Below are 13,379 nucleotides of genomic sequence, written 5' to 3' on the forward strand. Positions count from 1 at the left end.
AACCCAGAAACACTTCCACCTGGAAGCTGCCACCCTACGTCAAACCAATCTTGACGAAAAAACACCCTCTACCCAAAACAAGTACTTATCCAACTATATTACAAGCATCTGTAACACCAAGTATTTTCCCATATAAAAAACCCACTTCAACCGAAGTGGGCCATCTTCATTTCATCCTTTACTGCTCAACAATAACAATATTCCCTTTTTCCAAGTAATCAACCGCTGCATCTAGCACTTCACTAATGGCACGTAGGGGTAAGAATGTACGACCGTGATCAAGCAATGCAGGGACATCAAATACAAAAGTTCGTCCATTTATAATACCTGTCTTCCTGCCAATGGTTACCTTGACCACAGCGGCATCGCGATAAATCGTCACGGTTTGGGATGACTGATCCCAGAACACCTCCGCTTGCAGCACCTCGCTTAAGGCACGAAGAGGAGCCAGTATCCGTCCATTGACGCTCATCGGTTCCCTGTCCATCTTTACGACCCTTCCGTCAACCAAAATCTTTGGGGATCTGTCCCCCGCTTTTTCATACAGATCGGCAAGAAGGGCAATGAACTCTTTTCCAACGTCTCCATAGTTTCGCTCAATGAGCTCCTGGGCTAAAGCTATCGTCTCTTTCAATCTTCCTTTATCCTCTGTTAACTTCTCTATAACGGCCAGGTACGTTCCTATTTCTTCTACCGATAAAGGAGCTTTTTGGCTTGCTTCCCCACGAGCATCGACAATCTCTTTCCACGCTTTTTCCAATCCCGCCTGGGTGGAGAGCGTCTGAAGGGCCTCTTGCTTAGCTGCATCAACTAGCCTGAGGGCCTCTTCTTTATTAGAAGGAACGGGTGTTGCTGTTACTTTTGCAGGCGGTGTTACAGAAGAACCCGATCCCGATCCTGAGCTGGAGTCCGACCCCGAACCGGAATCCGAATACACTCTTCTTTCAATCGAAGCGAAGACGGGTTCACTAGCATTCCCTGCTTCATCTCGATATTGAATATAGATCGTCTTCATCCCTGTTCCAGAAGAGAGCGGGAACGGACTCCAGGTCTCGTTGTAGGTTTTCCACTCTCCCCACGTTTGTCCGTCCTCTGACGCTCTCATTGCGGTTACGCCAAATCCTTCATCTACAGCGGATAAAGTTAAGGTTACGCTTGATTGATAGGTCCAGCCGTTGCCTCCATCAATTAGGATTGTTCCGGTTGGGGGCAAGCGGTCAAGGTTTGTAATTTGGATACTCGCTTCTCCACTCCAATTCCCAGCCTCGTCCTGCCCGCGAGCGGTCACTTTCCCGTTCTCCTCTAAGATGATAGGACCAGTGTACGACTGATATTCTCCATCATTTAGCTTGTATTCCTTCTGAGCGGTATCCTCCGGAAACTCAATATGGACGATCACGCTTTGGGCTGGAGTAAGCGGAGAACTGGTTAGTACAGGAGGTTCAGGAGAAAGCCGGTCAATATTGGTCACCGTGTAGCTCACTTCTTGACTCCAGTTTCCTGCTTCGTCTCTGGCTTTTGCTAGAATCGTGGTGTTTTCATAGACCGCTTGAGTTACGGTGAACTCGCTGACAGCCGTGTAATCTGCAAACTCCCCCATTTTCAACCAGCGCTCCACCGCATCATCTGGATAGGAGACAGAAACCGTTACCTCTTCATTCGTTGGATCGGATGAGCTTACCGTAATTCTCGGATTATCAGGGGGAGTTTTATCGATGGCAAAAAGAACTGTCGTCGTATACCCAAATTCGTTGGTCACAATCAAGGTATAAGCGCCCTCTTCCCGTACGGTTGTCCCGTTAACAATTGGAGTACCATTTAAGGTGGCCGTTCCCTCAATAAATTCAAGGGTCCGGTCCGTATTGTATACCGCTCCGTTCGTCACGCCGGTAATTTGTGGAGGCGCCGGAATAAACAACTCCCCATAGACTTCTACTTCCATAAGGGATGTCCACTGATTGTTCCACTGGTTGCCGTAGTCCACCACGATACGAACATATCGTGCGGCAAAAGGGGAAACCTGGCTGTCTATAACAGAAGTGCTACTCCCCGCAACCCTGTCTACCTCTATCCATGAAACGCCATCCAAGCTTCTCTGAAGCCTAAGGTCTCTTGGATTCCTGTCCTCTTCCCACCCTGGTACGACACCCATTCCCCTCACGACCCAGCGATCCATTCGGTGGAAACTTCCCAAATCAATTTGAACCCACTTGTCCATAGAATCTTCAGGTCCGGGAGCATAGTACCATCGGCTCGTGGCAGAAGTGTTTCCGTCCACTACTCGGCTGGGTTCATAAGGGGAAACATACCCGCTTGCTGTAACGGACTTTCCCAAAGCTACATTTCCATAGGCTTGTACCGAGTCGATACCAAGGCCTCCCGTGATAGCTACAATCGTTAGAACGAGAACCGTAAAGATTCGCAAAAAGCTGGACCGCAACCGATTCATTCTCTTCATCTCCTACCCTAACTTAATCCCTAGCAGGGAATACCCCTTGTAGAGAAATGTAATAGCGAACATACGGACTGGGTTCTGCTCCTCTAAGATCCGGCAAGGCAAAAGTTGTCATTCCATTACCGCCAAAATTTGTTCCTAGTAATGAAAATAGCGCGGTGTTAGTAGAGATGGAAAGTAGCTGCCCTTCACAGACCGCCCAGCCTCTCGGAGCAAAGTTGTAAGGAAAAAGCTGGATCTCACCGATATAAGGATCCGCACTTGCCTCTGCCTCATGATTCGGTGCCATGGTTATAGCCGCGCTAGTTAGTAGGGTTAAAAGCAACATCTTTCTAATAAATATCGCTATCATTCCTTTCATTCCTCCTTATCATAGTCTAGTAATAATTTAACATATTATGGATAAAATTGGATGTTTTATTTTGGATAATAGAGTTGTAGGACGGTTATAAAGAGTGCGCTCGAAAAATTTTGAGGAGATTCGGGAAGTGACACCATCCAGGTCACCTCACATAAGAACACCCGATTACCTTTCGGAAATCGGGTGTTCACCTTTACTCATTCGACAAGACTCGGGGAGTGACAGGCACTCTCTACTCTCTCTACATCCAAATATCCCAGCTTCCATCCTCGGTTTGGGTTAAGATCATCTGTGCGAGATCACCTGTTAAGGGAGCAAGCATCCGCTTAATGGATTGTTCGCTGAATCGGCCGATCTGCACGCGTTCGGGCTCGTGATACTTCACCTCCCACAGGTTCTCCTTGGCAAGCAGCGCTTCAACTCTCTCACCGTCCACATACAACCTAGGGCGATCAGTCACACTCTCAAGCACCTGTAGCAAGGCTTTATGAATCTCGTCATCCCTCCCCTCCATAGCAGTCTCTTCTTTTCCGTTACTCCAAACCGTAACCTCGTAATTCTTCACTGGAAAACTCTCCTTTATCTCATTCCCGCAAGCAGTAGTCATCAAGATGAAAACAGTTACTAGTACGATCCAAAATCTGTTCAATAGAGTCTACTCCACTTTAATGTTGTCTAACAGAACGGCTGTACTAAAAATGGTATCCCCTTCATCCGTAGCATAGAATCTAAGAGTTACCTTCTGCCCCTGCAATGCTGAAATATCAAATTCGGTGAATTGCCAATCTGTCATCCATACATCTCCCTGATCAAATACAATGGTGGGCGACACATGGATCAAATTGCCTGGGATATAGCGAGCTGCCCCAAACAGGTTCGCAATCTTGGTTACACTGAGATCAAGGACAAGGGTTACCCCATGCTCCCCTTCCAATGTCACTTTAAACGGATCATCATAAGCTGTTCCAATCCACTCCACAAACTCTTCCGACAAATAGTTCCAGTTAAAGGAAAGGGTAGTCGCATCACTTGGGACCTGGAAGGTCTGCTCGATGGATCCATGTTCTATCGTATAACCTAGCCCTGTAGAAATGATCCCCATGCGGTTCCCATGAACAGGCTGAAGGAAACCTAATCCGGAAATAACGCGGCCATCGCCATCTTTTTCCCAAGCTTGCATGCCCTTTTCAAAGCTTCCGTTTACTAACCCGGCAGGGAATTTAAGATTCGGGTTTCCTCTCATTTGCCATACAGCTCCATTTGAGCCTGTTTGCTGTTCATAGGCTTCCCCTGTGGTCTGGTGCAGAACAGCCATCTTATGGACTAAATCAATAACACGATCCACAGCAAAATCACTGCCCACCACTTTATTGTAGCCATAATAGGCACCAGCTCCCTTGGATTGGAACGTATTCCACAGGATATTGGTGATGGTACTTTCGCAGGAATTATTAACAACTATCGATTTATTAAAGCTTCCATTCAACTGACTGTCAAACCATTTTTCGTTCACGGCATAAACCGGGTGTAGTTTACTGACTCCTCCCTCTTTCTTTAATTTCATGTTTTGCCAAATGGCCATTTGGCCTGCTGTCTGCTCGGCCTCATACTTCTTGTTATCCGTCACGATTTCTCCTGTACCGACCCATCTTCCGCCTGCTCCATGGGTAGCCAGAACAATCAAGCCATAGTCCGTCATATTCTTCAAAGAAGCAACGTCGGCATCTTGATTAGAGAAAACGGTATAATCAAAACCAAGCTCAGATTGCCCCAAGGTGTTAATAATGCCTTGAGTTTCATCATAAGGAGAAAATTCCGCTGCAAACGGTGCCCAGATCATTACATTCCGTGAGCCGATCATTTCTTCGTTAGCAGTGGAGGATAACCCCATCATACTTACCGAAGATCGCAATCCGACTTCAACAGGTTCCACGTTATCTCCACGTGTTTGCTGCTCTACAGGTACCGTAGCCTCACCATTTCTCGTGTCCTTCTCAGTCTGAACAGGTTTAGTAGGTTGAACTTCTTCCTTAGGTGCATCTGCGGGCTCTTCGCTCTCAGGTTCTTGTTGATTTGGCTCTTGCTGTTGTTCAAACTCTTCTTGATCTAGGTCAGAACCTTCCGATAACTCCTCTTTGTCAGTTTCTACTACGGGTTCAGTTTCAGGAGATGTTTCAGCCGAAGCTTCCTGTACTATCGACGTGATTCCTCCCCGCTCTTCCTCTCCTTGAATGGCAATAAAACTGGTCAATCCATTGGCATATTGTATTTCTAAGACGTTGTCGCTGCTGGTTGTGTTTTGGATCAAGTTGTTGTTCTGAAGTGACTGCTGGAGCTGTAGGAGAACTTGATCAATTGTTGATGGGGGATTGGGGCTATTGAAAATGTCATCCACCATATTTTCAACTTCATGGTGAATCGTTATTATTTCTTGTACGGATTGCCCATCCGTCGTGGCCACCACTTGAATGGAAGATTCTTTTGCTAACTCAAGCCCTGCTGACGTCTCTACCGTTGCTTTAAGCTGGATGGAACCCGTAGTTTCTTCGTTAAAGCTAAAGAAGTTCGAATACACTTGGTCATTTTTAATTTCGTCCCCATGGTTGGCTAGATCACCGTCATCAAGCAGGAATCCTTTCTCTTCCCACTCCTGCGCTCCCCGTTTCACCCACAGCTGTACGGGTGAAGTCGCACCATCTGGCGTGTGCAAATCATTCAGGGTGTAGGGAACCTGGATGGTCACGCGAACTTGGGTATCGGTCTGTACCACCACCATGTTCGGTTGAACGGTCAAAGATTCTAGTTCTAAGATGGGCTTATCTAAAGACCAATACTTCGCTAATTCTTGTTTCTTGGCCTCATCCGCTAGGAAATCTCCCGATTGGGCCAGTGCCTTTAATTGCTCAATCTGTTCCGCGGTAAACCCGCCTGGCGGTATTCCTCCCATATCAGCTATGGCTTGCTTTAGCGCTCCTTCAGCTAAAGCATAATTAATGTATAGATCATCATTCTGCTTGAGCCAGAGCCCTTTGTTTGTTTTTGAGGTCAGAAGGGATTCCAACTGAAATATCGCTTGATCCTGCGGATATATTTTTTTGGTCGTATCATCATAGAAACTTCCGGAACTTGCCATCGCCACGGTTTGACCCAAGAGCAAAAGCATCGCTACGATACTTATGAAGAACCTAGAAAACCTCTTTTTACCCAAGTTTTAGCCTCCTTTATCTCCTCTCCTTGCCGCTAAGGATTAGAGTAATCTCGTCACCACTTTTTGAGTTCCGGATACCTCCAACCCATTCTTGTAGAGTTTAATTTCATAGACCTCAAGAGGTTCTGCTCCATCAATAACGAAGCTAAACTCTCCATCCCCACCAATCATGTATTGACCAGGGGCGCCTAGTGGTTGACCTTGATGGAAGATTCTCACTTCATCCGCTTTACCCGCCTCAACAGTTCCCTTTAAAATATTCGTGAGGACAAAAGTCGGCGCCTCCTTCCAGGTGTCAATAGGGGGCTGACCACCTGAACTACTATCACTGCCACTTGAGCTTTGATCTTCCTCGTAATAGACGAGCATGATGCCGTTGCCTAATTCCACTTGGTTAGGTTTTTTTGCAAAGCTAACTCCATTCGCTAGTATCGTTGCTTTTTCGATGGTCCCCATTCCGTCTATCTTTACTTTGGAATGAAGGATCAACTTTTTTACCTTCGAGCCATTCGGTATATTAACCGTAATTCCTTCAGCATAAATCTCTACTGTGTCATATTCCCCTCTAAGCATAAGGGTAGAACCCTTTGGAACGGAGTCTGACACAACAACCGTGTCAAATCCTTTTCCCTTTAATTCATGTTCTTGCAGGTCACTCGGAGAATTCAGATAGACACGATTGATTTGACTGGAGCCGGATGCTGCCAAGCGAACCTTTCCTTTCTCCTTATTCACTTCAACTTCACCTAGCTCCGTATCGACAAGATGAATACTCTGTGGTCCGCCTCCGCGAACGATGGTCTTTCCATTTACCTTGATATTCCGCAGGGTAACTTTACCTTCTCCCACGTTTTTCGTAATCGTAAGATTTCCCTGTACGACGAGATTTTGGATGGTGATGTCCGCGGCGTCTAGTACAAGATTTCCTTCGATAACTTCACTTCCCTCTTTCGGTCCATAGATTCCTGCTTTATCATAGGAAAGGGTTTTAACCACGCTCAGTTTATCAATCACCAAGTCCAGGATCTGAATTAATTCAGCTCGTGTCAAGGATTGATAAGGCAAAAAGGTTCCAGCGGAGAAGCCTTTCATCACACCCTTCGATACAACGGCTCCAATGGCTCCACGACTCCAATCAGGCAAGACATCACTAAATTGATTGGCTGCTTGGGGTTCCTCCGGCAAACCCATCAATCTGCCGATGATCACCGCTGCTTCCTGTCGGCTTACCGGAGTCGTTGGCTTAAACGTGCCATCCCTATAACCGGAAATATAGCCGGCCGCCCTTGCCTTCATGACCTCTTGGGCGTACCATGCCTCTGCTGGAACATCTTGAAAAGGAACAACTGAGGTCTCAGTAAATTGGAAGGCTTGATTCACCATGGTGACAAATTCTGCTCGTGTAATCGGTTGGTTCGGTTTGAACATGCCATCAGGGTAACCTTTCACCCAGCCTTTCTCAAGGCCCTGCTTAATCTGCCCCTCCGCCCAATGACTCGTAATATCAGAGGGTATCTGGGCAAAAGCCCCAGAAGATACTAGAGCCATCGACAAAGTAAACAGAATAACTTTTCCTTTTTTCCTCAAGCTTGTTTCCCTCCATTCTTTGGAATTATTTCTTGTTAGTATCGTTCATTTTATGTAACAAAAGACCTCCTTTCGTTTTTCATAACGAACTAATTACCATTATATACCTGTAACAAAACCAGATAAAGCATCTTTTCAGAATTTTTTTCCGACAAATGCTCAATCTAATACTTATAACTCTGTTGAGTCAACGGTTCTGCGAGGATGCTCCATCTGACTACATGTCGAGTGATGAGCATATATCCCACCCACTCTCCCCATAACGAAAAAGCGGGATTAACGTGCACCCGCTTATTTCAACACCTCTACTTATGAATCACAATGCTTCCACCAGAAAGATCAATCATAGTTGGTATAATAATACTAATCTACTAAATATTCTATTCCAGATAAAGAACCGCAACAAAGCCAGGTGATTCTCATGATAGGAATTCACAGCATTACCATAGTAATCTTTAAACCGAAAGTAAATCCGTCCCGCCTGTACCGTCAAGACCGGATCCATACGAAGGTTATCGGTATTGATCTTCACTTCTAAATTCCCTGGTTGCGGATAATCAACGACAAACCAATTTTCAGAATAGGGTTTAGGAAACTCTCCTTTAGCCTGTATATATTCCTTTGCTTGGATTAAGCTGGATTTCTCTTTCTTGTTATTCGCATCCAGTCCGGACCGAATCCGAAAGGAAACAGACAATCGGAATAATTCCTTTTCTCCCTCTAACGAGTGTATTCGTACGTACACCTTTCCCTTTCCAATCTTCGAAAGCAGTTGCCCTTCGCTTCCTGAAGCCGTTTCCCATCTTGATCATATAGCTGTATACCTATTTTTTGTCTGGACTATGAAACTCAAGCTCTCCATCATAAGGGACATCCAGTACATACCAATTTCCTAAATTATCTTGAAGGCACCCTTGGATTTCAGTGGTAATAAATCGAGGTGCAGCCTTCTTTGCATTCACTAATCCGAAACCTGTTTCAGGATCCCACCCTTTGCTCCCCAAATCCTTAGCCGTGGCTTTAATCAGGAACCTTACTTGAAAGGGCTGAAGAGAGGGATTTGCTTTGAGAATCATGGCTGCTATACCGGCTACCTGCGGCGCAGCAAATGAGGTACCCGTTTGTTTCCCTGATTTTCAGGGCTATTGACAAACTTTGGGACGCAAGATCGAAACGGAAAGTTCATACCGCTCCCCCCTAACATAGCATTCTTCCTATTATCACGGTGCAAATAGTATTATGGTTACTTTTATTGTAATGGGTTTTCTATGTAATGAGAGATATTTTATTCCAATTCATTTGAAATTTTTACATTATATGTAGTTCTTATAAACCACAAATTTTATATTTAGGTACCTGCCGACATGAGCTGGGAATTACCACCCTCTTACGCCATCTCTCATGAGACTTCGCCTTCTCCAAGAGCTATCTCATGGACGAGCCTTTACAAATATCGCCCCTGTCCAAAAAAAGAACAACGCCGATTAGAGCGGGCGCTGTTCTTTTGAAAATAAGATAATATATTCAAATGAAATAACGTTCGGTTCGCCCACACAATGGAGTGAAACTCCTCCCCCTGCTTCTTCAATTCGACAAAAACCGGGGAGTGACAGGCACTCTGTTTACCCCAAATACCTTTTAATATCCGACGGCGTCATTCCTTCCAAGCCCAGCTCCTTCAGACCGGCACCTGTACTTCGTAAATCTTTCTTGACTGCCATGGCGGCTAAGTCAATCAGTAAATCCGTACACGGTGTCTCGACTTGAAGAGCCTTGCCTAATGCCGACATGGGAATCAAGCCATAAGGAATATCTTCATAGATATAGCGATAGTTTAAGGTGGTTGGCGCTTTTCCCGTTTTATAGGCCGGGTTATTCTGGAATCCTTCATAAAGCGTGTCGGCTTTTACCTGATAAAACCTGCGAAGAAGGTCCAGGGAGGAATCCAGCTCGATATCAAGGGCCTTCCCCAGATTGATTCGTTCTTGATCCAGTTGTTCGATGACGTGAACAACCGAGGGAGAGGCTCCCTCTGGATAGAAATAGAAGTCTCCCGGGGACTCCACCCTCCCCGCATTCATCAATAAAATGGGAACGTGAAAAACAGGGTTCACATTATTTAAGGTCGTTCGAATGACACTCGCAGCTGGAATGAGCTGAGGGTACACTCCACCCAACGTTTGCATGACCCGAGCCGACTCCTGGGATGGCAGCGCAGCAAACTCTAGGCCCTCTTTGATCTTTCGGATGTTGACATGACCTGGAGCCACCGCTCGGCAGGTATAAATTAGTGACTCGGTTTCCGCCACGACCACATCTTTGTCCATCCCCATATCCTTAAAAGTGCTGACAAACTCCATCGCTCCCCAGTAGCCTGGGAAGATGAGGATCACCTGTCCATCAACAAGGTAGGGAGCAATGGACTGAGCGACTGGCTTATGAGCCGTTGCCGTGGTCGTGACCATAATGGCATCCGCACCTTGAATCGTCTCGGCTAGGTCATTGGTAGCCCGAACCTCAGCAAACCCTTCCAATACTCCTTCAACTCGGATTCCCCCCGCCTCATTAATGGCGTCTGTAAGGGGAACTTGAATATCATACAAACTGACTTCATGACCAAGAAAGGTCATATGCGCCGCCATGGACTGACCGCCGTTTCCTGCTCCGATAATGGCAAATTTCATCTTTATACTCCTCCTTGAGTCGCTTTTTCTACGTGTGAATGGTCCATCATGGGTGTTTCCCCTGTTTTCACCTTAAAAAGAAATACCCGTAAAGCAAGCGCCAGAAGCAACAAGCCTACCCCTACGTAATCGGTTAGCGATCCTGGCTTGATCAGCATCAAAGAAGACAAGCCGAGAAGCAATCGCAAAATGACATTCGCTCTCCCTCCAAAAAACCATCCCTGGATGGCGCAGGCTAAAGAATACGTACCGATGAGCGCCGTGCTGGCAGTCAAGATGATCTTGAATAGACTTCCTTCCCATAAGAGGCTAGGCCCATAAACGAACATAAACGGAACAATAAAAGCGACAATCCCTAACTTTACAGAAGTAAAGGCGACTTCCATTGGTTTGGCTCTGGCAATTCCCGCTCCCGCAAAGGCAGCCAAAGCTACGGGAGGAGTAATGGCGGACAAGCAGGCAAAATAGAGAACAAACATGTGCGCCGCCATGGGGGAAACCCCCATCTGTACAAGGGCTGGGGCAACCACCGCTGCGGTAATCAAATAGGCAGCCGTCGTGGGAAGTCCCATTCCTAGAATAATGCTAGCCATCATCGTCAAGACCAAAGCGATCGGCAAGGAATCTCCGGCTAAGGCGATGACCACACTGGCGAATTTCAATCCAGAGCCTGTAAGGTTCAATACCCCGATAATAATTCCCGCCGTGGCACAGGCAGCAATCATTCCCAGGGCGGATTCCGCCCCCTTGGACAAACTCTGGAGAATCGCTCTCCAGCCCATACGCGATTCCTTTCGGAACGCAGAGACTATTAGCGTCGCGGCAATGGCCCAGATGGCAGCCTTAATCGGGCTCGCATTCATGACGGCCAAGACATAGATCAAGACGAGCAAGGGGATCATCAAGTGCCCCCTTCTCTTCAATACCTCCATCGGCCGGGGCAGACTGGATTTCGGAAGACCCTTCAGACCCAATCGGGCTGCTTCGAGGTCAATCATGATAAAAACCGTTGCAAAGTAAAGCAAAGCGGGGATAATCGAAGCCTTAACGATCTCCATATAGGGTACACCGATCAGCTGGGCCATAATGAAAGCCGCGGAGCCTAGGATCGGAGGCATGATTTGTCCCCCTGTTGACGCTACGGACTCAACCGCACCGGAGAATCTCGGGGAGTAGCCGATCTTTTTCATCAGCGGAATAGTAAAAGCCCCAGTGGAAACGACATTGGCCGTAGAATTGCCCGATACCGTCCCGAATAAAGAACTGGCGACGACGGCCGTCTTCGCGGGACCCCCTCTTGCGCTACCCGTAGCTCCCAAGGAGAAGTCAATAAAAAACTTTCCTGCACCTGAAGCATTCAAAAAAGCACTAAAGAGGATAAATAAGAAAACAAAACTCGCCGAAGCTCCCAAGGGAACGCTGAAAATGGCATCCATCCCCGTCATATAGCTAATCAGGCGTTCCCAGCTGTACCCCCTGTGCCCGAGGCCTCCTGGTAAGTAATTTCCGTATTTGGCATAGAGGAGAAAGATAATGGCCAGGATCGGCAGAATCTTGCCCGATGTCCTTCTTGTGGTTTCCAAAACGAGCAGGATCAAGATCACGCCGACGATCAAATCCGGACCCGTGGGAGAAATCCCTACTCGATAAATCAACTCTTCCATTTGGGTGATGATATAGATTCCAGACACGAGCATCAAACAGGCGAAAATATAATCTAGCGTTTTGATCGAAGCGTTCTTCTCCTGTTTTCCCCCAGGATATAGAAATAGAATCAAAATGGTAGCCAACCCCAGGTGGACCGTATAAAGGATCCAAGGGGTGACAGGGAAAAAGCCCAATACGTAAATATGATAGAGAGACATGGCAACCGCGAGCGCGGTTACCATCCTCCTTGGAAATCCGGTGAGACTGCGAGCCGTACTTCCTTCATCGTTGACTTCACTGTATTGCGTGTAGTCCTCTGCCTCTTTCGTCTTTGCCATGCGGTCTCCCCCTTTCCGGTTTCCGTTACTTCATCTCTGGCGGAAGCAAGTTATCAGGAATCTCGATGCCCTGCTCCTTGTAATAACGGACAGCACCAGGATGCAAGGGGATACTGCTCTTTGTCACATTTTCTACAACCGTCTGCTTGGCGCTTGGATCCACTGCGAGTAAATCCTGCTGCTTTTCAAAAGTCCTTTTCACTAATTCGTATACAAAATCTTCAGGTAATTCACTCGAGCCAATGGCGTAGTTCCAAAACTCTACCACTTTGGTGTCCTCTGTCTGGTGCTTATAGGTCCCCTTCGGAATCACGCCAGCCGACCAGTATGGAAACTTCTCCGTAATCTTTTGAAGCTCTTCATCCGTTAACCCGATATGATTCACTTCATGGGTCGTCTCTAAATCCATCATAAACGGACCCGGAACTCCCGTAACGGCAAAGCCTGCATCCACGGTGCCATCTCTTAGGTTCCCCACTGCCGTATTGGTAGGCAATCCGCTGATTTTAGAAGGCTCGATGCCCAAGATATCTAGCACTTCCCTCCCTGCTTTATCGCTGGTACTGCCTGGTGCCCCGACACTGACATGCTTGGTGGTAAAATCGTGAATCGTCTCAATGGGACCGTCCTTTAAGCTGTACGCATGAAGAACACTGGAGTACATGGGGAACAGTCCGCGAATTTTATCGTACTTCTTGTCAGCCCAGCCTACTCCGTTGTAAGCTTCTCCGGCTAACCAAGTAGTTGCAAATCCAAGCTCCATTTGCCCATCTTGAATTAACTGTATATTGGTGTTCGGTCCCCCCGTAACCTCTACCGAGATATCCGTGTTGGGTACACTTTCATTCATGATCTTGGCCCAGCCGCCGCCCCAGACATAATAGGTACCGCCCTGACTGGATGTACCCAGTAAGAGCCGCTGCATGTCCCAACTTCCCGCAGACTTTTGTTCTGCGGGAGCTTCAGGAGTGCTCGGAGCTTGGGACTGAGGCGTACTCGATTCACTCGAGCCGCACCCCGTCATGACGGCAACACACAAACCCAAACTCATTAATGCTCCTGTCCAATACTTTTTCATCCTTTTTGCCCCCTTAGGTTG

9 protein-coding genes and 1 pseudogene are annotated in these 13,379 nt (G+C 47.0%); all 10 read right to left on the minus strand.

Going from position 1 to position 13,379, the window contains the following annotated elements; genetic code table 11:
- Positions 1-178 precede the first annotated feature (178 nt).
- A complete protein-coding gene (locus EIZ58_RS25145; protein ID WP_167577951.1) occupies positions 179-2,449 on the minus strand; it encodes a stalk domain-containing protein in 2,271 nt (756 codons plus the stop codon).
- A 22-nt stretch (positions 2,450-2,471) separates the two neighbouring features.
- Complete coding sequence (locus EIZ58_RS25150; protein ID WP_134703729.1) at positions 2,472-2,807, minus strand: phage tail protein; 336 nt, start codon at positions 2,805-2,807, stop codon at positions 2,472-2,474.
- 250 nt (positions 2,808-3,057) lie between these two features.
- A complete protein-coding gene (locus EIZ58_RS25155; RefSeq protein WP_134703730.1) occupies positions 3,058-3,381 on the minus strand; it encodes a hypothetical protein in 324 nt (107 codons plus the stop codon).
- A gap of 90 nt (positions 3,382-3,471) precedes the next feature.
- The gene (locus EIZ58_RS25160; RefSeq protein WP_134703731.1) at positions 3,472-6,024 is read right to left on the minus strand and encodes a choice-of-anchor L domain-containing protein; all 2,553 of its coding nucleotides are present in this window, start codon (positions 6,022-6,024) and stop codon (positions 3,472-3,474) included.
- Between the two features lie 39 nt (positions 6,025-6,063).
- Positions 6,064-7,611, minus strand: a complete 1,548-nt coding sequence (locus tag EIZ58_RS25165) for an S-layer homology domain-containing protein (RefSeq protein WP_134703732.1) — start codon at positions 7,609-7,611, stop codon at positions 6,064-6,066.
- Between the two features lie 343 nt (positions 7,612-7,954).
- Complete coding sequence (locus EIZ58_RS25170) at positions 7,955-8,356, minus strand: hypothetical protein (RefSeq protein WP_134703733.1); 402 nt, start codon at positions 8,354-8,356, stop codon at positions 7,955-7,957.
- A 79-nt stretch (positions 8,357-8,435) separates the two neighbouring features.
- Positions 8,436-8,726, minus strand: a pseudogene (locus EIZ58_RS25175) (S8 family serine peptidase); the annotation flags it as partial.
- Positions 8,727-9,233: 507 nt separating this feature from the next.
- Complete coding sequence (locus EIZ58_RS25180; protein WP_134703735.1) at positions 9,234-10,295, minus strand: NAD/NADP-dependent octopine/nopaline dehydrogenase family protein; 1,062 nt, start codon at positions 10,293-10,295, stop codon at positions 9,234-9,236.
- 2 nt (positions 10,296-10,297) lie between these two features.
- Complete coding sequence (locus tag EIZ58_RS25185) at positions 10,298-12,280, minus strand: TRAP transporter permease (protein ID WP_134703736.1); 1,983 nt, start codon at positions 12,278-12,280, stop codon at positions 10,298-10,300.
- A 25-nt stretch (positions 12,281-12,305) separates the two neighbouring features.
- Entirely contained in the window at positions 12,306-13,358 is a 1,053-nt protein-coding gene (locus EIZ58_RS25190; RefSeq protein ID WP_134703737.1) for a TAXI family TRAP transporter solute-binding subunit, read from the minus strand.
- Between the last annotated feature and the right edge of the window lie 21 nt (positions 13,359-13,379).

The organism is Ammoniphilus sp. YIM 78166 (genome assembly GCF_004522215.1).
Classification (GTDB): domain Bacteria; phylum Bacillota; class Bacilli; order Aneurinibacillales; family RAOX-1; genus YIM-78166.

Excerpts from the sequence above, each read along its gene's own strand:
- EIZ58_RS25185 (WP_134703736.1), bottom strand. The coding sequence starts at position 12,280 with ATGGCAAAGACGAAAGAGGCAGAGGACTACACGCAATACAGTGAAGTC.
- EIZ58_RS25145 (WP_167577951.1), bottom strand. The coding sequence starts at position 2,449 with ATGAATCGGTTGCGGTCCAGCTTTTTGCGAATCTTTACGGTTCTCGTT.
- EIZ58_RS25180 (WP_134703735.1), bottom strand. The coding sequence starts at position 10,295 with ATGAAATTTGCCATTATCGGAGCAGGAAACGGCGGTCAGTCCATGGCG.
- EIZ58_RS25150 (WP_134703729.1), bottom strand. The coding sequence starts at position 2,807 with ATGATAGCGATATTTATTAGAAAGATGTTGCTTTTAACCCTACTAACT.
- EIZ58_RS25190 (WP_134703737.1), bottom strand. The coding sequence starts at position 13,358 with ATGAAAAAGTATTGGACAGGAGCATTAATGAGTTTGGGTTTGTGTGTT.